19 protein-coding genes are annotated in these 22388 nt (G+C 60.2%); 15 read left to right on the plus strand and 4 right to left on the minus strand.

Going from position 1 to position 22388, the window contains the following annotated elements; genetic code table 11:
- The first annotated feature begins 16 nt into the window (after positions 1–16).
- Positions 17–439, plus strand: coding sequence for a GFA family protein (locus tag TL5118_RS15370; RefSeq protein ID WP_082626393.1), 423 nt, complete (start codon positions 17–19; stop codon positions 437–439).
- 50 nt (positions 440–489) lie between these two features.
- Here TL5118_RS15370 and TL5118_RS15375 read toward each other — a convergent pair whose 3' ends face one another.
- Complete coding sequence (locus TL5118_RS15375) at positions 490–1623, minus strand: Gfo/Idh/MocA family protein (RefSeq protein WP_058244781.1); 1134 nt, start codon at positions 1621–1623, stop codon at positions 490–492.
- Positions 1624–1671: 48 nt separating this feature from the next.
- Positions 1672–2565 carry a TIM barrel protein gene (locus TL5118_RS15380; RefSeq protein WP_058244780.1) on the minus strand — a complete coding sequence of 298 codons (894 nt, stop codon included), beginning with the start codon at positions 2563–2565 and terminating at the stop codon, positions 1672–1674.
- Between the two features lie 165 nt (positions 2566–2730).
- Between TL5118_RS15380 and iolD the strand changes: the two genes are divergently transcribed.
- The 4 genes from iolD (at position 2731) to TL5118_RS15400 (ending at position 8304) form a co-directional block, all read left to right on the plus strand.
- Positions 2731–4599, plus strand: coding sequence for a 3D-(3,5/4)-trihydroxycyclohexane-1,2-dione acylhydrolase (decyclizing) (iolD, locus tag TL5118_RS15385; protein WP_370701684.1), 1869 nt, complete (start codon positions 2731–2733; stop codon positions 4597–4599).
- Positions 4599–5579: a 5-dehydro-2-deoxygluconokinase gene (iolC, locus tag TL5118_RS15390; RefSeq protein ID WP_058244778.1), complete on the plus strand. Its 981-nt coding sequence runs from the start codon at positions 4599–4601 to the stop codon at positions 5577–5579. Before iolD ends, iolC begins: the two co-directional genes overlap by 1 nt.
- A gap of 96 nt (positions 5580–5675) precedes the next feature.
- Positions 5676–6506: a class II fructose-bisphosphate aldolase gene (locus TL5118_RS15395; RefSeq protein WP_058244777.1), complete on the plus strand. Its 831-nt coding sequence runs from the start codon at positions 5676–5678 to the stop codon at positions 6504–6506.
- Positions 6507–6687: 181 nt separating this feature from the next.
- Positions 6688–8304 (plus strand): glutamate synthase-related protein, encoded by a 1617-nt coding sequence (locus TL5118_RS15400; RefSeq protein WP_058244776.1) that lies wholly within the window; start codon positions 6688–6690, stop codon positions 8302–8304.
- A 23-nt stretch (positions 8305–8327) separates the two neighbouring features.
- Here TL5118_RS15400 and TL5118_RS15405 read toward each other — a convergent pair whose 3' ends face one another.
- Together TL5118_RS15405 and TL5118_RS15410 are read right to left on the minus strand one after the other, a co-directional pair.
- Positions 8328–9389, minus strand: a complete 1062-nt coding sequence (locus tag TL5118_RS15405; protein WP_058244775.1) for an ABC transporter ATP-binding protein — start codon at positions 9387–9389, stop codon at positions 8328–8330.
- A 35-nt stretch (positions 9390–9424) separates the two neighbouring features.
- Positions 9425–10204 (minus strand): IclR family transcriptional regulator, encoded by a 780-nt coding sequence (locus TL5118_RS15410; RefSeq protein WP_058244774.1) that lies wholly within the window; start codon positions 10202–10204, stop codon positions 9425–9427.
- Between the two features lie 148 nt (positions 10205–10352).
- On the opposite strand from TL5118_RS15410, the gene TL5118_RS15415 reads away from it, so the two are divergent.
- The 10 genes from TL5118_RS15415 (at position 10353) to TL5118_RS15460 (ending at position 22366) form a co-directional block, all read left to right on the plus strand.
- Complete coding sequence (locus TL5118_RS15415; RefSeq protein ID WP_058244773.1) at positions 10353–11591, plus strand: ABC transporter substrate-binding protein; 1239 nt, start codon at positions 10353–10355, stop codon at positions 11589–11591.
- 112 nt (positions 11592–11703) lie between these two features.
- On the plus strand, positions 11704–12591 hold the full coding sequence (locus TL5118_RS15420; RefSeq protein WP_058244772.1) for a carbohydrate ABC transporter permease: 888 nt from the start codon (positions 11704–11706) through the stop codon (positions 12589–12591).
- A 2-nt stretch (positions 12592–12593) separates the two neighbouring features.
- A complete protein-coding gene (locus TL5118_RS15425; RefSeq protein ID WP_058244771.1) occupies positions 12594–13442 on the plus strand; it encodes a carbohydrate ABC transporter permease in 849 nt (282 codons plus the stop codon).
- A 71-nt stretch (positions 13443–13513) separates the two neighbouring features.
- Positions 13514–15502 carry an alpha-galactosidase gene (locus tag TL5118_RS15430; RefSeq protein ID WP_082626405.1) on the plus strand — a complete coding sequence of 663 codons (1989 nt, stop codon included), beginning with the start codon at positions 13514–13516 and terminating at the stop codon, positions 15500–15502.
- Positions 15499–17208, plus strand: coding sequence for an IlvD/Edd family dehydratase (locus TL5118_RS15435; protein ID WP_058244770.1), 1710 nt, complete (start codon positions 15499–15501; stop codon positions 17206–17208). Before TL5118_RS15430 ends, TL5118_RS15435 begins: the two co-directional genes overlap by 4 nt.
- A gap of 48 nt (positions 17209–17256) precedes the next feature.
- Positions 17257–18030 carry an SDR family NAD(P)-dependent oxidoreductase gene (locus TL5118_RS15440; protein WP_058244769.1) on the plus strand — a complete coding sequence of 258 codons (774 nt, stop codon included), beginning with the start codon at positions 17257–17259 and terminating at the stop codon, positions 18028–18030.
- 4 nt (positions 18031–18034) lie between these two features.
- The gene (locus tag TL5118_RS15445) at positions 18035–18973 is read left to right on the plus strand and encodes a 2-dehydro-3-deoxygalactonokinase (protein ID WP_242601795.1); all 939 of its coding nucleotides are present in this window, start codon (positions 18035–18037) and stop codon (positions 18971–18973) included.
- Position 18974: 1 nt separating this feature from the next.
- Positions 18975–19580 (plus strand): 2-dehydro-3-deoxy-6-phosphogalactonate aldolase, encoded by a 606-nt coding sequence (locus tag TL5118_RS15450; RefSeq protein WP_058244767.1) that lies wholly within the window; start codon positions 18975–18977, stop codon positions 19578–19580.
- Positions 19577–20428, plus strand: a complete 852-nt coding sequence (locus TL5118_RS15455; protein WP_058244766.1) for an SMP-30/gluconolactonase/LRE family protein — start codon at positions 19577–19579, stop codon at positions 20426–20428. Before TL5118_RS15450 ends, TL5118_RS15455 begins: the two co-directional genes overlap by 4 nt.
- 3 nt (positions 20429–20431) lie before the next feature.
- The gene (locus TL5118_RS15460; protein ID WP_058244765.1) at positions 20432–22366 is read left to right on the plus strand and encodes a beta-galactosidase; all 1935 of its coding nucleotides are present in this window, start codon (positions 20432–20434) and stop codon (positions 22364–22366) included.
- Positions 22367–22388: the final 22 nt, after the last annotated feature.

The raw sequence follows: 22388 nt of genomic DNA on the forward strand, positions 1-22388 counted from the left end.
GCGTTAAGGTGCCGGCATGAAACCTGAGTTTACCGGAAGATGCCTTTGTGGCGCATTGCAGTTCAACGTGACCGCCGCGCCCGTTGTTGTGGCGCAATGCCATTGTGAGGAATGCCGCCGCCTGTCCGGCACCGGCCATAGCATTGGCGCGATGTTTCCGCGTGCGGGTGTTCAGATCGAAGGCGAGATTGCCGAACACAGCTATAAAGGCGCGTTAGGGGCGACGGTGACGAAGGGGTTCTGCCCCCGCTGCGGCAGCCCGATATTCGGACGCAATACCCGGGCGCCGGATCATATCACCCTGCCGCTGGGCGCTTTTGAAGATGCGACGGATCTGTCGGTGCAGGTGGTGATCTTTGAACGGGATCGGCCGCATTGGGACCAGCTGGGGCCGGGGGTTGCCCGGTTTGATACGCAGCCCGATTGGACGCCGAATTGAAAAAGGCCGGGGGGTTCCCCGGCCTTTGATGTCGTCAGTCTCGTAGGCGATCAGCGGAACATTGGCGGGCGCGCGTCCATCCAACTACCGTCAGCCTTGGCTGAGGCCACCGCGGTTTCCACCGCCGCCATGGAGCGCAGACCATCCGCGGCACCGGGCAACCCGTCGCGCACCTCACCCGCAATTGCATCGGCCAGATCGCAGTAGATGTTGGCCACCGCCAGCGGGAACCCTTCGGGGTGGGCGATGGCGACGCGGCTAAGGCGCTGAGCGTCTTCGTAAAGCCCACCTTCGCCTTTTTCGATCACCTGCGTGCGGCCGCCAACCGGGGTATAGATCAGCTGGTTCGGCTGTTCAGAGGCCCAGCGTAGACCGCCGGTTTCGCCAAAAACCTGAATGTCAAACCCATGCTGCCGCCCGATCGCCACCGAAGAGGTCCAGAGCCGCCCAACCGTGCCGCCGCTCATGCGGAAGTTCAGCATGGCGTCATCTTCCAACTCACGCGAGGCGATGGTGGAGGCAAAATCGGCCGAGAGTTTTTCAACCTCATCATCACAGATGAAGCTGGCCATATGCAGCGCGTGGATGCCGCAATCGGCAAACTGGCCCGAGACGCCGGCCATCGCCGGATCATAACGCCAGCGCACCCGCGGATTGTCCGCATCCGTGGCATCGCCGTGGTGGCCGTGGGCAAAGTTGGTCACCACAAGCCGCACCTTGCCGATCTCACCGGCGCGCACCATCGCGCGGGCCTGACGCACCATCGGGTAGGCGGAATAGCAGTAGTTCACCGCGCAGATCTTGCCGGTCTTTTCGGCAACCTTCACGATCTCTTCGCCTTCCTCAACCGTCATGGTCATCGGCTTTTCGCACAGCACGTTGAAACCCGCCTCAAGGAAGGCTTTGGTGATTTCAAAGTGTGTTGCATTGGGCGTGGCCACGGTGACCAGATCAATCCGATCCTCGCGTGTTTTTTCACCGGCCAGCATGTCCTGCCAGTCGCCATAGGCGCGGTCTGCAGCGATTCCCAGACGTTGCGCATAGTCGCGCCCCACCTCTGGGCGGTGATCCAGCGCGCCGGCCACCATTTCAAAACGGCCATCCGCCAGGGCGCCCAGACGGTGGGCCGGGCCGATCTGGCTGCCTTCGCCGCCGCCGATCATGCCCCATTTTAATTTGGTCATGAGGTGTCCTCCCTCAGGTGTCGATCTTCTAAGTCTTGTGCAAAAGCTTCAGGTGAAGCCGATGCTTTCCAGATATTCACGGTTCACTTTGGCATCGCTCACAGGATCAGGATCCAACAGCGGATCGCAGTCCTGTTCAACTGTGCACCAGCCTTCAAACCCGCTGTCCAGCAGCAGCTGCCGCACGGCCGGGAAGTCCACGTCGCCATCGCCAAGGTTACAGAAAATCCCCTGACCACAGGCATCATAGAAACCGGTGCGGTTGGCGATCACTTCGGCCTTTACCTTGGGATCGATGTCTTTGAAGTGCATGTAAGAGATGCGGTCGATATAGCGCTTCATGAAAGCAACCGGATCAAAGCCCGCGTAGGAATGGTGGCCGGTGTCAAAGCAGATCTTCAGGATCTTTTCGTCAACCTCATTCAGCAGACGCTCCAGCTCGGGCTCAAAATCCATGAAGCCGGCTGCATGGGCGTGGATGCCGACGGTCAGGCCATATTCCTCGGTGCCGATGCGGGCGCTTTCGGCCAGACGGTCGCGGAAGGCAGTCCATTCGGCCTTGTCCATCTGCTCGGCCTCAGCCGCGCGACCCGCGGTGGGGGCGCGCCGTTCTGAGATCGAGTCAATCAGCACCAGATGTTTGGCACCATGCGCCACCAGCGCCTTACAGGTGCGGTGAGTGCCGTCCAGCACATCGTCCCATTGGGCGGGATCGTGATAGGCGCGGAACACCACGCCGCCGATCAGCTCCAGATCATGTTCTGCCAATGCCTCACCCAGCACGGCCGGATCTTCGGGCATGAAGCCAACAGGGCCCAGTTCGATGCCCTTATAGCCTGCGGCAGCGCAGTCTTTCAGCACCGACTGCCAGCTGGGATTGCGCGGATCGTTGGGGAATTCCACACCCCAGGAACAGGGGGCGTTGCCAATGCGGATACTCATGGTCAGGATCTCTGTAAGTGGTTTTCAGGGGTTTCTGTGACGGCCGACAAATCACTTTGCAACCGGTTGCAAAAAACTGTAGCTTGGGATTCGAAAACGCGCAAGCGGCAATCGGCATGGTCGGATAAATGGGAGTTCCGGCGATGACATCGGGAGGACATAACGGTGAGTGACAAGACGGTTCAGCTGACCACGGCGCAAGCCATCATTCGCTGGCTGGAAAACCAGTATATCGTGATCGACGGGCAGGAAATGCGTCTGTGCGGCGGTGGCTTTGGCATCTTCGGGCATGGCAATGTGACCTGTCTGGGGGAGGCCCTGCATGAGGTGCAGGAAGAACTGCCGCTTTATCGCGGCCAGAATGAGCAGAGCATGGGCTTTGCTGCCGCCGCTTATGCGAAACAATGGCTGCGTCAGCGGTTCATGTTCTGCACCGCCTCGGCGGGGCCGGGCACGGCGAACCTTGTGACCTCGGCTGCATTGGCGCATGCCAACCGGCTGCCGATGCTGATGCTGTGCGGCGATACCTTCATCACCCGCCTGCCGGATCCGGTGTTGCAGCAACTGGAACACTTTGGCGATCCCACCTACGGGGTCAACGACGCCTTCAAACCGGTGGTGCGCTACTGGGATCGGATCACCCATCCGGCGCAGATCATCCAATCGCTGCCCAATGCCATTGCCACCATGCTGGACCCTGCTGATTGTGGCCCGGCGTTCCTGGGGCTGCCGCAGGATGTGCAGGGCTGGACCTATGACTATCCTGAGGTCTTCTTTGAAAAGAAGGTGCACCGCATTCGCCGTCAATCCACCGATGTGGCCGAATTGGCCGATGCGGCGGCGTTGCTGAAATCGGCAAAACGACCGATGATCATCGCCGGCGGCGGTGTGCAATATTCCGGCGCGGTTGCGGAGCTTACAGCCTTTGCTGAGGCGCACCAAATCCCGGTGGTGGAAACCATCGCCGGTCGCGCCAACCTGCTGGATACGCATGTGCTGAACATCGGGCCGATCGGGGTCACCGGATCGGACTCGGCCAACACCATCGCCGAAGAGGCCGATGTGATTGTCGCCGTTGGCACCCGTCTGCAGGATTTCACCACCGGTTCCTGGACCGCCTTTGCCAAAAGCGCGCGGTTCATTTCGGTGAACGCGGCCCGTCATGATGCAGGCAAACACCGGTCGCTGCCGGTGGTGGGCGATGCCAAATTGGCGCTGCCTGCGCTGAATGCCGCCTGCGCCGGATATGTCGCGCCGCAAGAATGGGTCGATCACGCCAAGGCACAGCGGGCGAAATGGGTGGATTATGTCGCTGACAATGTCAGCTATGGCGACAATCGCCCGAACTCCTACGCGCAGGCCATCGGTGTGGTGAACGCGCTCTGTGATTCGCGCGACCGGGTGGTTGCTGCGGCGGGGGGGCTGCCGGCTGAGGTCACCGCCAACTGGCGCACGCTGGATCAGGGCACCGTGGATGTGGAGTTCGGTTTCTCCTGCATGGGGTATGAGATTGCTGGCGGCTGGGGTGCGCGGATTGCGCAGGCCCAGCGGGAGCCGGACAAAGACACCATCGTGTTTACCGGTGATGGCTCTTACCTGTTGATGAACTCGGACATTTATTCCTCCGTCCTCAGCCAGAAGAAGATGATCGTCTTGGTGCTGGATAACGGTGGCTTTGCCGTCATCAACAAACTGCAGAACAACACCGGCAACGAAAGTTTCAACAACCTGCTGGCCGATTGCCCCACGGTGCCGCAGCCCTTTGCGGTGGATTTCGCAGCCCACGCCGCGTCGATGGGCGCCACATCTGAAAAAGTGGCAAACCCTGCGGAGCTGGGTGAAGCATTCAAACGCGCCAAGGCCAGTGACAAGACCTATGTGATCGTGATGGACGTCGACCCTTATGAGGGCTGGACCACCGAAGGCCACGCCTGGTGGGAGGTTGGCACGCCGCATGTCACCAAGTCGGATCGCGTGCGCGAGGCACATGTGGATTGGGAAAGCTCCCGCAGCCGTCAGCGGAAGGGCGTGTGATGGTCGATCTGATCTCTGCCATCAAAGGCAATCGCTTTGCCGTCTTCGGGCGCGCGGGCATGGATGTCTTCGCAACGCCCATCGGCGTAAAAAGCGAAGATGCCGATATGTTCGCCGCCGACCTTGGCGGTTCTTCTGCCAACATCTGTGTCGGGTTGGTGAAGTTCGGCGGCAGCGCAACACTGGTCACCTCGGTCTCAGACGATGCGGTGGGGCGGTTCTGTGTTAACCGGCTGAAGGACTACGGCGTCGACACCAGCTATGTCCGGTCTGTCGGGGGCGAAGCCCGCACCTCGCTTGCGGTGTACGAAAGCTGCATCGAGGATTTCCAGAACGTGATCTATCGTAACGGTGCTGCCGACTTTCAGGTGACGCCCGAGGAGATGGATCAGGTGAATTACGCCGACTGGTCGGCGCTGATCACCGCCGGCACGGTCTTTGCGGCTGAGCCTTCGCGCTCGGCCACCTTCCGGGCGTTTGAAAACGCGCGGAAGGCGGGGCTGCCGGTGATCTTTGACATCGACTATCGCCCTTATAGCTGGCCCTCACCCGAAGTTGCCGCCGAGGTGCTGAGCCGCGCCGGTGAAGAGAGCGACATGATCGTTGGCAATGACGAAGAGTTCGGTTTCATGGCAGGCGGCATGGACAAGGGCCTCGACATGGCGCGGCGGTTGGCGGAACGCGATGGGCGCATCGTGATTTACAAGATGGGCGCGGAGGGCGCGATCACTTTGCATGGCGGCGAAGAGATCCGCACCGGCATCTACCCGGTGGAGGCAGTGAAACCAAACGGCGCGGGCGACAGTTTCCTATCAGGTCTGTTGTCGGCCATCGCGCAGGGGCATTCTTTGCGCGATGCGGTGCTGCGCGGATCAGCCTGCGCCTCGATCGTGGTGTCCAAGCCCGGCTGCGCCGGCGCCATGCCCGACCTCGCTGGGTTGGAGGCCTTCCTTGCCTCACATCCGGGATCGGCGGGATAAATAGGCGTAGAAAATCTGTCGCTACTTTTGCTTGGCTTAACACGGCTAGGCGCAACTGAATGCGGCTATAGGGCTGCGCAACAGGTGGGATCAAACATGCCTCTGGTCACTTTGGCGGATGTGCTGCAACCGGCGCTCAAGGGAAACTATGCGGTGGCGGGACTTGTCACGCTGGGATGGGAAGACATGCGCGCCTATGTGGCCGCGGCCGAGGAAGAGGGCGTGCCGGTGATCCTGCAGGCCGGCCCCAGCTGCCGCGCCCACACGCCGCTGCCGGTGCTGGGCAAGATGTTTCGGCATCTGGCCGAAGGCGCCGCGGTCCCGGTGGTGGCGCATCTGGATCACGGCTACACGTTTGAGGAATGTAGGGAGGCACTGGACAGCGGCTTCACCTCTTTGATGTTCGATGGCTCGCGCAAGCCGCTGCAGCAGAACATCGAAGAGACCCGCGCCATTGTTGAGATGGCGCATGGGGCGGGGATTTCCTGCGAGGGTGAGATCGGCTTCGTCGGCTATTCGGGCGGCGAAGGCTCTGCCGGGACCGATCCGGCGGAGGCGGCCCAGTTCGCGGCGGAGACCGGCGTGGATGCAATGGCCATCTCGGTCGGGAATGTGCATCTGCAACAGGACAAAGAGGGCGGGTTGGATGAGCCGCGCATCCGCGCCATCGAGGCGCTGACCGAGGTGCCGCTGGTGATCCACGGTGGATCCGGCGTGCCAGTAGCGCAGCGCACGGCGTTGGCGCGCGGGTCGAAGATCTGCAAGTTCAACATCGGCACAGAACTGCGCATGGCCTTTGGTCAGGCAATGCGTGCGGCGGTGAACGCTGACCCCGATAGGTTTGACCGCGTCACCATCCTGAAAGAAACCCACGACCCGGTTGTCACCGCGGCACGCCAGGTGCTGCGCGCCTTCAAGGCGGGGTGATCCGTGCGGAGCGCATGCGCCCTAGCCACCTAGGCTGAGTGCGTGACCCCGCCACCACGGGAATTGTCTCGAAACAGACGCTCGAAAACAAAAGGGGCAGGCCGCGCGGGCTTGCCCCTTTGCCGTTCTGCGCCAGTTCAATTGACATGCCAGCCCGTGGAAGCCACCGAAGGAGGACCTGATGACGCCAGCTGAAGTTGCCCGCTATGAAGACTTGGAAGATCGCAAACCCGCCTATGCCCTTGTGGGGGAGGTGGATCTGGTGGTGGTGCGCTGGGATGACAGGGTGTCTGTGTTCTACGGCCGCTGCCTGCATCGCGGCGCGCTGATGGCGGATGGGTTTGTGCGCGGCAAGAACCTGTTTTGCGGCGTTCACTACTGGGATTACCGGTTGGACGGGGGCGTTTCAGGCTACAACAACGCCGAGGCGCTGCCAGAGTTCAAAGCCTGGGTGGAGGACGGGGTGGTTCGGGTGGATGCCGATGAAATCGCCGATTGGGCGCGGGCCAATCCACAGCCGTTTAACCGCGATGCCTATCTGGGCCTTTATGCCGATACCGGGCATGGTACGGCGGAGGAACCGCACAATCAGCTGATCCGACGCTATGCCAAACAGGGGGTGGCCAAAGCCGGGGCGCATGGGCAGACCGCCTCCATGGGGGTGCCGCGGGACGCTTTGCCCACTTGGGACGATCTGCAACTGCTGACCGCGCAACTGCACCGGCTGCCCTTGTTGGAGGAGGACCCGGTTGGCACCGATGTGGTGATCGGGCCAAACGCCGCAAAGCCGTTGCAGTTGGACATACCGCTCTTTGTGTCAGACATGAGTTTCGGCGCCCTGTCGGAGCCTGCGAAACTGGCGCTGGCGGTGGGGGCTGAAAAAGCCGGGACCGGGATCTGTTCCGGTGAAGGGGGCATGCTGCCGGAAGAGCAGGCCGCGAACAGCCGGTATTTCTATGAACTGGCCTCAGGGCGGTTCGGGTTTTCCTGGGACAAACTGGCCAAGGTGCAGGCGTTTCATTTCAAAGGCGGGCAGGGGGCCAAAACCGGCACCGGCGGGCACCTGCCGGGGGCCAAGGTGAAAGGCAAAATTGCCGAGGTGCGCGATCTGCCCGAAGGCACCGCCGCGATTTCACCGCCGCGGTTTCCTGACTGGACCACCCTGCAGCAGATCCGCGATTTCGCTGGGGAAGTACGTGAGCGGACCGGCGGTATTCCGATCGGCTACAAACTGTCCGCGCAGCATATTGAGAAGGACATTGATGCCGCGCTGGAGGTGGGGGTGGATTACATCATTCTGGATGGTCGCGGTGGCGGCACCGGGGCGGCACCGCTGATTTTCCGCGACAATATTTCGGTGCCCACCATCCCCGCCTTGGCACGGGCGCGACGGCATCTGGATCATCTGGGACGGCGTGATGTGACCTTGGTGATCACCGGCGGATTGCGCACGCCTGCCGATTTTATCAAGGCGATGGCGTTGGGGGCCGATGCGGTGGCCCTGTCCAATGCGGCGATGCAGGCGATTGGTTGCATCGCCATGCGCGCCTGTCACACCAACAACTGCCCGGTGGGGATCGCGACCCAGAAACCGGGATTGGTGCAGCGGCTGCAGGTAGAAAAATCTGCCGAGCAGCTGGCCAACTTCTTTGCGGTTTCGGTGCAGTTGATGCAGGTGATGGCGCGCGCCTGCGGCCATCATCACCTGTCGGAGTTTACCATGGACGACCTGACGACATGGAAACGCGATATGGCCGCGCTGACCGGTGTGGCCTACGGCGGGGTTGGCCCTGTTTAGCGCCAACCCGTTGTTTTAATGTCTTAACGCAGACGCTGTTCGGTCTTGGGGTCAAAGAACATCGCCGTGCCTTCGGCGATGCTCAGCGTGACCGAAGCCCCTGTTGGGATGTCTTCATCGCCGCGGGTTTCCACCACCAGCGCTTCGCCGGTTGGGGTGGTCAGGTAGTCATAAGCCACCCCGCCCAGACGTTCGCGAATGTCCACAGACAGCGGGCTGTCCCCGGCCGCAACGGCCAGGTGTTGCGGGCGCAGGCCAACAGTGATCTTGGCGCCATCCGCAGGCAGGGCAACGTCCGTTTCGATCAGCTGATCGCCAAGGGCTGCCACCCGGACCTTGCCTGCCTCAACCACACCTTCGAGGAAGTTCATCGAGGGGGAGCCGATGAAACCGGCGACGAATTTATTGTCCGGGTTCTGATACAGCTCCATTGGTGAGCCGACCTGTTCGATGTGACCGGCGCGCAGCACCACGATCTTGTCGGCCAGCGTCATCGCCTCAACCTGATCGTGGGTCACATAGATCATTGTGGCGCCGATTTCTTTGTGCAGGCGGGCGATTTCCACCCGCATGTCGACGCGCAATTCAGCATCAAGGTTCGACAGCGGTTCATCGAACAGGAATACCTCGGGGCCGCGGACAATGGCACGGCCGATGGCCACACGCTGACGCTGACCGCCGGACAGAGCCTTGGGTTTGCGCTGCAGATAGTCGCCCAGCTGCAGGATCTCCGCCGCCTCATCCACCTTGGCTTTGATCTGGTCCTTGGGAACTTTGTTCATCTTCAGACCAAAGCCCATGTTCTCCTCCACCGTCATATGCGGGTAGAGCGCGTAGGTCTGAAACACCATCGCCACGCCGCGATCGGCCGGATCCGCGCGGGTCACGTCGCGGGCGCCGATCTGGATGGCGCCATCGGTGGTTTCCTCCAGACCTGCGACCATGCGCAGAAGGGTGGATTTGCCACAGCCCGACGGGCCGACGAAGACGCAGAACTCGCCGTCTTCGATTTCCAGATCCACACCGTGGATGACCTGCACATCACCGTATTTCTTGACGACTTTGTCGAGCGTGACACCTGACATGTGAGTATTCCTTCAAGCGAATGGTCGGGCGGATCTTAGGACGGGAACTGCCAGGCCGAAGCGGCCGCGCCGATTTGGGTGGTGGTTTCGATGAGACGTTCCCGGTGGGCCGAGAGCGTCTCGATGGAATTGCGGTTGGTGGAGGAGGCGATGGAGACCGCGCCGATCACTTTGCCCGCATCGGTAAAGATCGGGGCGGCGATCGAGATGATGCCTTCTTCGTGTTCTTCGCGGTCATAGGCCACACCATCGGCGCGGATCTGATCGAACTCGGCGATCATCGTTTCGGCATCGGGGTGTGTGGTGGCGGTGTAGCGCATGAAGCTTTGCTGCTTCAGGGCGCGTTCCAGCCGTTCCGGCGTCATGAAGGCAAGGATTGCCTTACCAACACCGGTGCAATGGGCCGGGGCAACACGACCTGCCTGGGCAAGCGTGTCAAACCGGTCCGTGGTTTTGCGTTTGTCGACAAACAGAACCTGCCCGTTTTCCATCTGCGCCAGGTGTATCGTTTCGCCCACTTCTGCGGCCAGCTGATCCAGCAAAGGCTGCGCCAGAGGCGCCAGACTGGATTGCTGCCAGGCGGAATGGGCCAAGCGCACAAGGCGCAGCCCTAACGAGTAGCACTGCCGGTCTTCGTCGTAAGACAGCATGCCTTGATTCGTCAGGGTCTGCAGAAAACGGTAGAGCGTGGCCTTGGGGTGGGGGCTGTCCTCCAGCAGTTCAGAAAACCGAACAGGGCGGCCAACTTGGGCCACCGCATCCAAAATTTCCAAAGCTTTTCCGACAGTTCCGTCGCCCTTAACCGGCTTGTTCATCAAGGTCTCCTCCCAGCGACGCAGCCCAAAAGGCAACGAAGCTGTTGACTCGTTTAGCTGCATTAGGCAGAATTTTCAATATTTGAGATTAAGTTCCACTATTTGGAACAGGTGTCAACTCCATAATTGGAGCAACAGGGAGGAAGCCATGTTCCATCACCCCAAGAAACTGGTCGCGGGTATTCTGGCCTCGACCATGCTGGCAGGTGCATCATTTGCTGGTGAATTGGTTATCAACACCGATACGTCGGACCCGGCGCCCAAAGCCGCCTTTGAGGCGCTGATCGCGGGCTTTGAGGCAGAAAACCCCGACGTTAAAGTCACCTGGAATCTGTTCGATCACGAAGGGTACAAAACCTCGATCCGTAACTTCTTGACTGCCGACGCGCCGGATCTGGCCAACTGGTATGCAGGCAACCGGATGCTGCCCTACGTCAACGCTGGCCTGTTTGAGCCGGTAGATGATGTCTGGGAAGAAAACGGCCTGACCGAATCTCTGGCCTCGGCGCAGGGATCGATGACCATAGACGGCAAAATCTGGGGTGTGCCCTATACCTACTACCAGTGGGGCGTTTACTACCGCAAAGACATCTTTGAAAACCTCGGCATCGCCGTGCCCACCAACTGGGATGAGTTCAAAGCCGCCGGTAAGACCCTCACCGACAATGGCGTGACCCCGATCACCATCGGCACCAAGTATCTGTGGACCGCAGGTGGCGTGTTTGACTACCTGAACCTGCGCACCAACGGTTATGATTTCCACATGGCGCTGACCAAAGGTGAGGTCGCCTGGACCGACGAACGTGTGGTCGCCACCATGAACAACTGGAAAGAGCTGATCGATGCTGGCTTCTTCCTGGAAAACCACGCCGCCTACAGCTGGCAGGAAGCACTGGCACCGATGGTGCAGGGTGATGCGGCCATGTATGTGATGGGCAACTTCGCCGTTGCGCCGCTGAAAGAAGCGGGGCTGACCGATGACACGCTGGGCTTCTTCCAGTTCCCAGTCATCAACCCGGATGTGCCGCTGGCAGAAGAAGCGCCCACCGATACCATCCACATCCCGGCCAACGCCAAAAACAAAGAAGACGCCAAGAAGTTCCTGGCCTACCTGGCCCGTGCAGACGTTCAGACTCAGATCAACGACACCCTGGGTCAGCTGCCGATCAACAAGGACTCCGAGGTTGGCGACGACAAGTTCCTGCAGGCTGGTTACCAGATGCTGTCCTCGACCACCGGCGGTATCGCCCAGTTCTTTGACCGTGACGCCCCGGCGGAAATGGCCAAAGCAGGCATGGAAGGCTTCCAGGAATTCATGGTGAAGCCTGAGCGTATGGACAAGATCCTTGAGCGCCTCGAGAAGGTGCGCGGTCGGGTTTACAAATAAACCCTTAGGATCGCTGCATTGCGCCCCGGGGGATCTGACCCCGGGGCCTTTGCCCATCCCCTAATGAGAGGCCCCGAACCAACTGGGGCAGCTTTCAGCAAAGAGGCCAATCATGGGCACATATTGGAAAAAGAACCAGCAACGTCTGGCGCCTTGGCTGTTCCTGGCCCCCGGCATCGCGATGTTTGCGCTCTATGTGATCATCCCGATCTTTCAATCGATGAACATCAGCTTTTACGAATGGGACGGTCTGGGCGATCGCACCTGGGTCGGCATGAACAACTATGTTGAGCTGATGGACGATGAGGCCTTCTATACCTCGCTGAAAAACAACGTGATCTGGCTGGTGCTTTATATGCTGGCGATCCCGGCTGGTCTGTTTGTGGCGCTGTTCCTCAATCAGACGGTGCGCGGCATCCGGATCTATAAATCGCTTTTCTTCTTCCCCTTCGTGATCAGCCAGGTTGTGGTTGGTCTGGTCTTCTCGTGGTTTTATGACCCCAGTTTTGGCCTCCTCAATATTGCGCTGATGTCGCTTGGGTTTGAGGCCATTCCAGTGCTGGCGGATGAAACCTGGGTGACCTATGGCATTATCGCCGCCGGCCTCTGGCCGCAGACGGCCTATTGCATGATCCTCTACCTCACTGGTCTGAACGCCGTGGATCCCGAACAGATCGAAGCGGCGCGCCTCGACAATGCCAAGGGTTTGAAAATGCTCTGGTATGTGGTGTTGCCACAGTTGAAGCCCGCGACCTTTATCGCGGTTGTTGTCACCGTGATTGGCGCGCTGCGGTCGTTTGACCTGGTGTCGATCATGACCGATGGCGGGCCCTGGGGCTCCAGCCGTGTTCTGGCCTTTTACATGTATGAACAGGCCTTTGGTGAATATGGCTTCCGCATGGGCTACGGCGCGGCGATCGCTGTGATCCTCTTCCTGATCATGATGGTCTATATCTCGGCCTTCCTGTTCAAAATGTACCGTGATGAGAAAGGGCGCTAAGGATGTTTCCGACCCCGATTGAGAAAACCTCGCCCGCGTCGCAATGGATCTACAAGGTGGCCCTGCCCATTGCGCTGATCCTGTGGTTGCTGCCCCTGCTGGCGGTCGCCATGACCTCGGTCCGTTCCGCCGGTGATATCAACGCTGGCAACTACTGGGGCTGGCCCACCAGCTTTAACCTGATGGCCAACTACACGGCGATCTTTGAAAACACGCCGATTGGCCAATACATCATGAACAGCTTCAAGGTGACGATCCCGACCGTGATCGGCGCTGTGGCCCTCAGCTGCATGACCGGTTTTGCGCTGGGCGTTTACAAGTTCAAAGCCAACCTTTTGTTGTTCTTCATGTTTGTTGCTGGGAATTTCGTGCCTTTCCAGATCCTGATGGTGCCGGTGCGTGACCTGACGCTGAACATGGGGCTGTACAACACCATCTCGGGCCTCGCGCTGTTTCACATCGCGTTCCAGACCGGGTTCTGTACGCTGTTCATGCGCAACTTCATCAAGGCGCTGCCCTTTGAGTTGATTGAGGCGGCGCGGGTCGAAGGGGTCTCGGAAATCCGCATCTTCTGGTTTGTGGTCATTCCGCTGATGCGGCCCGCGATCGCGGCGCTGTCGGTGCTGATCTTTACCTTTATTTGGAATGATTACTTCTGGGCGACGGTGTTGACCCAAGGGGCGGAAACCCAACCGATCACCGCCGGTCTCTACTCATTGAACGGTCAGTGGGTCGCGGCGTGGCATTTGGTTTCGGCAGGCTCCATCGTGGCGGCATTGCCCCCCGTGCTGATGTTCTTCCTGATGCAGAAACACTTCATCGCTGGTCTGACCCTGGGGGCCGTGAAGTGAGCGATTTGCACACATGGCGGTTTGACAGCACCGGGCAAAGCCTGGTGCTGGCGTCAAACGGTGGTGTTCCCATGGTCTGCTACTGGGGGGCACCATTGCCTGCAGATGCAGACCTTGGGGCCATCGCCGCCGCAATAACGCCGGATGTCACCGGCGGCATGATGGATGAGATCGCACCGATCACCCTTTGCCCGCTGGCGCGCGATAGTTTTGCGGGCCAACCCGGCCTTGTGGTCTATCGTGACGGGGCGGAGCTGCATCCGAAGCTGAAACTCACCGCGTCAGATGCGACTGGCATTCAGGTGTCAGATTCCGATCTGGGCCTCAGCCTGCGGTTTGAGTTTACGGTGGTTGATCAGATGATTTCCACCCGCACTGTTCTGGAGTCTGAGGCGCCGATCACCCTGCATTGGCTGGCAGCACCAGTGATGCCCGGGCCGCAACTGGCTGAAGAGATGATCGATTTCTCCGGCCGTTGGATTGGGGAATTTCAACAGGTTAAGACCCCGTGGCGTCGGGGTGCCCATCTGCGAGAGGCACGTGGTGGGCGATCCGGCCATGAACATCCGCCTTTTGCACTGTTCCCGGAAGCCGGATGTCGCAACACTGCGGGCACCAGCTTTGCCATGCATTACGGCTGGTCGGGGGGGCATCGTTTGATCGCCGAAGAGCTGCCCGATGGCCGTCGCCAGATCCAATGGGGCCATGCGGCCGGAACCTGTGGCACGGGCACCCGGTTTGAGACCGCGCCGCTGCTGCTGGCGCGTTCTGACCGTGGGTTCAACGGCACTGCAGTGGCCTTCCAACGCTACATCCGCGACCACCTGGTGGACTGGCCACACCCCGATCGTCCCCGCCCGGTGCATTACAACTGCTGGGAAGCTATCTACTTCGACCACGATCTTGAGGCCTTGAAAGATATCGCAGCGATCGCTGCGGATCTGGGTGCAGAACGTTTTGTGCTGGATGACGGCTGGTTTGGCCGCCGCGATGATGACACCTCCAGCTTGGGCGATTGGCAGATTGACCCGCGCAAATGGCCGGAAGGTTTTGCACCACTGATCGATCATGTGCATGGTCTTGGCATGCGCTTTGGCCTTTGGTTTGAGCCGGAAATGGTCAACCTCAACAGCGATCTGGCCCGCGCTCATCCCGACTGGATCCTTGGCCCCGCCGATCAGGTGGAGGGCCGCCAGCAACGGGTTCTGGACATGAGCAATCCGGCGGTGCGTTCATATCTGTTTACACAGATGAACGAGGTATTGGCCGCCCATGACATCGACTATGTCAAATGGGATCACAACCGCCTGCTGCCGATCCCCGATGCTGCGCAGTGCACTTGCACCTATCAGCTGCTGGCAGAGCTGCGCGCGGCCCATCCCGGGGTGGAGTTCGAAAGCTGCGCCTCGGGCGGGGGCCGGATTGACGCAGGCGTCTTGCAGCATACCCAACGTGTCTGGCTGTCTGACAGCAACGACGCGCTGGAACGTCAGCGGATCCAGCATGATGCTGCGCTGTTCCTGCCGGCTGCAATCACCGGCAGCCACGTCGGGCCGCGCCATTGCCATACCTCGTGGCGGGTACTGCCGATGCCTTTGCGCGCCTGGACGGCGGCGCAGCGGCATATGGGTTTCGAAATGGACCCGCGTGAATTGAGCGCTGAGGAAGCGGCAGTGCTGAAAGAGGTCACCAGTTGGTGGAAGGCCAATCGTGATTGGATGCGCCAGGCCGATATCCTGCGTCTGGATCACATCGATCCGGCGGTGATCGCTGAACAGCAGCTGTGCCCGCCAGGCGATCAGTTTGTGGTTTTTGCAGCGCAGGTTGCGGCCTCGGACCAAATCCTGCCACGCCCGTTGCGCCTGACCCAGCTGACGCCGGACGCGCAATATGAAATCAACCTCCGCACCCGCGATGGCCTGCCGGGCCTGTCGCGCGGCACCCCCGCCCTGAAGCAGGGTCCGGTGCTGCTCAGCGGACAATACCTCATGTCCCACGGGCTGACGTTGCCCTGGGATTTCCCGGACACGATCCGGGTCATCGAAGGAAGACGCCTATGACAAAAGAACGCAGAAACCGCGCGTGGTACGGCAAGCAGGATCGCGATGGCTTTATCCATCGCTCCTGGATGAAAAATCAGGGCTTCCCGGACCATGCCTTTGATGGCCGTCCGGTGATCGGCATTTGCAACACCTGGTCGGAATTAACGCCGTGTAACAGCGGCTTACGCGATTTGGCCGAAGGCGTGAAACGCGGCGTCTGGGAGGCTGGCGGCTTCCCGGTGGAATTTCCGGTGATGTCGCTGGGCGAAACCCAGATGAAGCCGACAGCGATGTTGTTTCGCAACCTCCTGGCCATGGATGTGGAGGAATCGATCCGCGCCTATGGCATGGACGGTGTTGTGCTACTGGGGGGGTGTGACAAGACCACCCCGGGTCAGCTGATGGGCGCGGCCTCGGTCGATTTGCCGACCATCGTGGTGTCCTCAGGTCCGATGCTGAACGGCAAATGGCAGGGCAAAGACATCGGGTCAGGCACAGATGTGTGGAAATTCTCCGAGGCCGTGCGCGCCGGTGATATGACCCTGAAGGATTTCATGGCGGCGGAAAGCGGCATGAGCCGGTCCAAAGGCGTTTGCATGACGATGGGCACGGCCTCAACCATGGCATCGCTGGTCGAAGCGATGGGGATGAGCCTGCCCACCAATGCCGCCCTGCCTGCAGTGGATGCGCGCCGGATGGCGCTGGCCCATATGACGGGCAAGCGTATCGTGGAAATGGTTGAAGAAGAGTTAAAGCTGTCCGATGTCATGACCCGCGAAAGCTTTGAAAACGCGATCATGGCCAATGCTGCGGTGGGCGGTTCCACCAATGCGGTGGTGCACCTGCTGGCAATCGCCGGTCGTGTGGGCATCGATCTGACGCTCGATGATTTCCTGCTTGGCAGCGATATCCCTTTACTGGTGAACTGCATGCCCTCCGGCAAATACCTGATGGAGGATTTCTGCTACGCGGGCGGCATGCCTGTGGTGCTGAAGGAGCTGGGCGATCGCCTGCGCTCTGCCCGCACAGTGCTTGGCGGTGACATCAAAGTTTACGCTGATGAGGCCGAGTGTTGGAACGACGATGTGATCCGGCCCTTTGACAACCCGCTGAAACCTGCGGCGGGTCTGAAAGTGCTGCGCGGAAATCTCGCCCCCAAAGGGGCGATCATCAAACCCTCAGCCGCCTCGGACCACCTGCTGGACCATGAGGGTGAGGCCTATGTGTTTGAAACCATTGAAGACCTGCGTGCCAATATCAACCGTGATGATCTGCCGGTGACCGCTGATACAATCCTGGTGCTGAAAGGCTGTGGTCCGAAGGGCTATCCGGGCATGCCAGAAGTGGGCAATATGCCGATCCCGTCGAAATTGGTGAAACAGGGGGTGCGGGACATGGTGCGGATTTCCGATGCGCGCATGTCCGGTACGGCCTATGGCACAGTGGTGCTGCACGTCAGCCCCGAGGCCCAGGCCGGCGGCCCGCTGGCGCTGGTGAAAACCGGTGACCGCATCCGTATGTCTGTGACCGAGGGCACCCTGGATCTGCTGATCCCGGCTGAAGAACTGGCCGAGCGTCAGGCCGCCTGGACGCCAGAACCCCCTCATTACACCCGCGGCTACGCCAAGATGTATGTCGATCACGTGCTGCAGGCGGATCAGGGGGCCGACCTTGATTTCCTTGTTGGCAAAGACACACGTCCTGTGACCCGCGAAAGTCACTGACCCCTGACATTCGGCCGCCACTGCGCGCCACCTAAGAAGGAGCCAGCCATGGCTGACACCACAGCAACATTTCACGACCTGACCGGCGCCAGCGTTTTTATCACCGGTGGCGGGTCCGGCATTGGCGCGGACCTGACCGAAGGATTTCTGAAACAGGGCGCAAAAGTTGCCTTTGTCCAGCGGTCTGACGCCTCAGGGTTCGCTGAGGGGATGGCCGAAAAACACGGGGTAAAACCCTTGTTTATTCAATGTGATGTGACGGATATTCCCAAATTGCAGGCGGCGATTGAACAAGCTTCGGCCGCGCATGGTCCAGTGACCGTGATGGTCAACAACGCAGCCAACGATCAGCGCCATGCCACATTGGATGTGGATGAGGCGTTCTGGGATTGGAGCCAGGACATCAACCTCAAAAGCTACTTCTTTGGCTGCCAGGCCGCAATCCGCCAGATGCAGCAGGCGGGCCATGGTTCCATCATCAACATCTCCTCTATCAGCTACATGATGGGCAATGCAGGCTACCCGGCCTATACCACTGCAAACGCGGGGATAAATGGCATGACCCGATCGCTGGCACGTGAGTTTGGCCCCGATAAAATCCGGGTAAACGCGCTGGCACCGGGTTGGGTTCTCACCCAGAAGCAGCTTGATATGTGGGCGGACCCCGAGGCGCTGGCTGCCCATCTTGAGCGGCAATGCCTGAAGGAACATTTGGTGCCGCAGGACATGGTGGATGCGGTGCTGTTTTTGGCCTCCAACGCCAGCCGGATGATGACGGGCCAGATGATGGTCGTCGACGGCGGCGTGGTAACCACGGGGTAAAGACGTGCATACCGAGACAGAGGGCAAGATGCCGGCGGAGTGGGTCGCAGTGGACTGGGGCACCAGTCACCTGCGCGCCTGGGTGATGCAGGGGGATCAGCCGGTTCAGGCGCTGCAGTCGGATCAGGGGATGGGGCGGCTCAGCCCTGCGGAGTTTGAGCCGGCATTGCTTGCCTTGATTGACCCATATTTGGACCCGGAACAAAGGACGATGGTCCTGTGCTGCGGGATGGTGGGCGCAGCGCAGGGCTGGCAGGATGCAGGCTATCGCGCGGTGCCTTGCCCGCCGGTGGTTGCGGGTCAGGCGATTTCCGTTGCTGCAAGTGACACGCGGTTGGACGTGCGGATTTTGCCGGGGGTGAAACAGGCGGAACCTGCTGATGTCATGCGGGGGGAAGAGACGCAGATCTCCGGTTTTCTGGCTGATCAACCTGAGTTTTCCGGCGTCCTGTGCCTGCCCGGGACCCATAGCAAATGGGTGCAGATCGCGGACGGGCAAGTCACCCGGTTTACCAGCTTCATGACTGGGGAGGTTTTTGCGCTGCTGGCGGGGCATTCTGTCCTGCGCCATTCTGTGGGCACAGCAGATGATTGGGATGAGGCGCAGTTTCTTGCTGCTGTAGGTGAAAGCTTGAAACAGCCCGAGGCTTTGCTTGGCGATCTCTTTGCCGTGCGGGCGGGTATGTTGCTCCATGGGGCGGGCGCGGGGCAGGGCCGTGCGCATCTGTCTGGCCGCTTGCTGGGGCAAGAATTGGCCGGCGCTGCGGCCTATTGGCGGGAACAGGAGGTCGTGCTGATCGGCGCGATGGCCTTGTGCCAGCATTACCAACTGGCCCTTGCCGAGGCCGGGGCGACAGTGCGCCGGGTTGTTGGCGATGCATTGGTGCTTGCCGGGTTGACCCGGGCGCGCCACGATCTCACGACATTTATCAAAGAGGGCTGAGATGAGCCGTAACATCATTGCAATCCTGCGCGGGATCACCCCGCCTGAAGCTGTGGACATTGCTGGCCGCCTGATTGACGCGGGTATCACCCGGATCGAGGTGCCGCTCAACTCCCCCGATCCGCTGCAGTCGATCGCCTCCATGGTTGAGGCACATGGGGACAAGGCCCTGTTTGGGGCGGGCACGGTTTTGCAGCCGGAGCAAGTGGCTGATGTCGCTGCCGCAGGGGGCCGTCTGATCGTGTCGCCAGATTGCCATGTGCCGGTGATTGAGGCGACCAAACGTCTGAACATGCTGAGCTATCCTGGCGTGATGACACCAAGCGAGGCCTTTACTGCCTGGCGTGCAGGGGCTGACGGATTGAAGTTTTTCCCGGCCAGCCTGATCGGTCCGGCGGGGCTGAAAGCCTACCGGGCGGTTCTGCCGAAAGATTTGCCCTGCTATGCTGTGGGCGGTGCGGGGCCTGATAACTTTGCAGAATGGCGCGCTGCGGGGGCAGATGGGTTTGGCATTGGAACAGCCCTTTATAAACCGGGTGAGTCGCCAGGTAGCATCAGCCAGAAAGCTGAAAAAATCGTTAAGTCCTACGATGAGGCAATGACATGAGCGCCGAAGTCTTTGACAATCGAAGCTGTACCTTGGGCGAGGGGCCGCTTTGGCACCCGTTGCGCAAGCAGTTGTTTTGGTTTGATATTCTGGGTAAAAAGCTGCTCTCCCAACAGGATGGGCGGCCGCTGGAATGGCGGTTTCGCGATCATGTGTCCGCCGCTGGCTGGATCAGCAAGGACGAGTTGCTACTGGCCTCGGAAACTGGTCTGTCGCGGTTCAATCTGAACAGCGGTGAGCGTCAGCACCTTGTGGATATGGAAGCGGACAATCCCAAAACACGTTCAAACGACGGGCGTGCGGACCCTTTTGGTGGCTTTTGGATTGGCACAATGGGCTTTCAGGCAGAGCCTGGGGCAGGGGCGATTTACCGGTTTTATCAGGGTAAGCTGACCCGGTTGTTTGATAATATCACCATTTCCAACGCCATCTGTTTTGCGCCTGATGGCAGCTGCTCCTATTTCACCGATACGGTAACCAAGATGATCATGAAGCAGCCCCTGGATTCAGAAGGTTGGCCGCTGGGTGCGTCAGAAGTGTTCATCGATCTTAACGCCGGAAACCTGAACCCCGATGGCGCTGTTGTGGATGCGGAGGGTCGTTTGTGGAACGCGCAATGGGGGGCGTCGCGCGTGGCGTGTTACGGGCCGGATGGGGCGTTTCAACGTGCGGTGGAGGTTGGCGCGACACAGGCGTCTTGCCCTTCTTTCGGGGGCGCGGATCTGAACCAACTGTTTGTCACAACCGCAGCAGAAGGCCTGCCCGCTAACAGCGATCCGCTGAAGGGGCAAGTCTTTGTTACGAAAATGAATATCACCGGTCAGCCGGAACATCAGGTGAAAGTCTGAGACATGAAACGTACGCTTGGCACTTGCTACTATCCCGAACATTGGCCGCGTGAGATCTGGCGCGAAGATGCGCGCCGGATGGCCGAAATTGGCCTCACCTGGGTCAGGATTGGTGAGTTCAGCTGGTCGCGGCTGGAGCCACGGCCGGGCGAGTTGCAGTTTGGCTGGCTGGATGAGGCGATCGAGGTGCTGGGCGCCGCTGGTCTGCGCGTTGTTTTGGGCACGCCAACCGCGACACCGCCGCGCTGGATGCTGGACCGTCATCCCGACATGCTGGCGGTGGATGCCGAGGGGCGACTGCGGAAATTTGGCTCCCGTCGACATTATTGTTTCAGTCATGAGGGGTATAAGCAGGAGTGCGCCCGGATCGTGACGCTTATGGCGGAAAGATATGGGCGCAACCCGCATGTGGCGGCCTGGCAGACGGACAATGAATATGGCTGTCACGATACCACGATTTCCTATTCTGATGCTGCACGACAGGGATTTCAGCGCTGGCTGGCGCAGCGTTATCAAAATATTCATGATTTGAACCGAGACTGGGGCAATGTCTTCTGGTCGATGGAGTATGATTGTTTTGAAAACATAGACTTACCAAACCTAACGGTGACAGAGCCCAACCCGGCGCATAGCCTGGCGTTCCGGCGCTTTGCCTCGGATCAGGTGGTTGCGTTCAATCGTCTGCAGGTGGAGATCATCCGGCAGCATTCCGCCGCGCCGATTGCGCATAACTACATGGGGCGGATCACGGATTTTGATCACTTCAAGGTCGGCGATGATCTGGAAATTGCCAGCTGGGATAGCTATCCGCTGGGCTTCCTGGAGGATCGCGTTGGCGCGGATGCGGACCGACAGCGCAAATATGCCCAACAGGGGGATCCAGACTTTCAGGCTTTCCACCACGATCTTTACCGCGCTGTTGGCAGGGGCCGTTGGTGGGTGATGGAACAGCAACCCGGGCCGGTCAACTGGGCACCTTACAATCCGGCACCCTTGCCGGGGATGGTGCGGCTTTGGTCGTGGGAGGCGTTTGCCCACGGCGCTGAGGCTGTGTGCTATTTCCGCTGGCGGCAGGCGCCGATGGCGCAGGAGCAGATGCATGCCGGCATGTTGCGGCCGGATTCCGTTGACGCCCCCGCGGCGGAGGAGGCGCGTGTGGTTGCAGCTGAACTGGTCGATGCGCCGGAGGTTTCAACCGGTCAGGCCCGGGTGGGGCTGATCTTTGACTATGATGCGGATGCCGCCTGGGCGGTGCAGCCGCATGGTGCAGGGCTGAGCTACTTTGGCGTGGTCTTTGACTGTTACCGTGCGCTGCGCAGCCTGGGGCTTTCGGTTGATATTCTGCGGCCTGAAACCGTGGATTTCTCGGGCTATCAGCTGGTGCTTGCGCCCGGCCAGATGCATATGCCTGAAGCGTTGAAAGCAGCCTTGGCAGAGCATGCCGGGCAGGCGCAGGTGTTGATTGGGCCGCGTTCGGGGGCGCGGGATCAGGATATGAACCTGCCCAATCCGCTGCCGCCAGCGATGCCGGGGTTGGATGTGACGGTTGCGCGGGTCGAAAGCCTGCGGCCAGATCTGCCAAGGAGCCTCGCCGCCAATGATGCCGGGATGGTTGGCCAGATCGAAGGCTATCAAGAGGTGCTGGAAGGTAGCGCTGAGGTCACCCTGCGGGACGCCAACGGTGCGCCTGTTGCGATGCGCGCGGGCAATGGCACCGGTGCGCTGACCTATCTTGGCGCCCTGTTGGATCAAGCGGGCTGGCTGCGGGTGATTGCACCGCTGTGTCAGGCCGCTGGGATTGAGACGGAGGCGTTGCCAGATGGGCTGCGCCGCCGCGATTGTGGCGAAGAACGGTTCTGGTTCAATCACTTGCCGGAAGAAATCACCCTTAACGGGCGCAAGTTTGCGCCGCTTTCGGTGACACGCGAAGAGATCTGATAGGGCGCATTGCGTGTGATCA

It is taken from the genome of Thalassovita autumnalis (genome assembly GCF_001458255.1).
In the GTDB taxonomy this organism is placed as follows: Bacteria; Pseudomonadota; Alphaproteobacteria; order Rhodobacterales; family Rhodobacteraceae; genus Thalassobius; species Thalassobius autumnalis.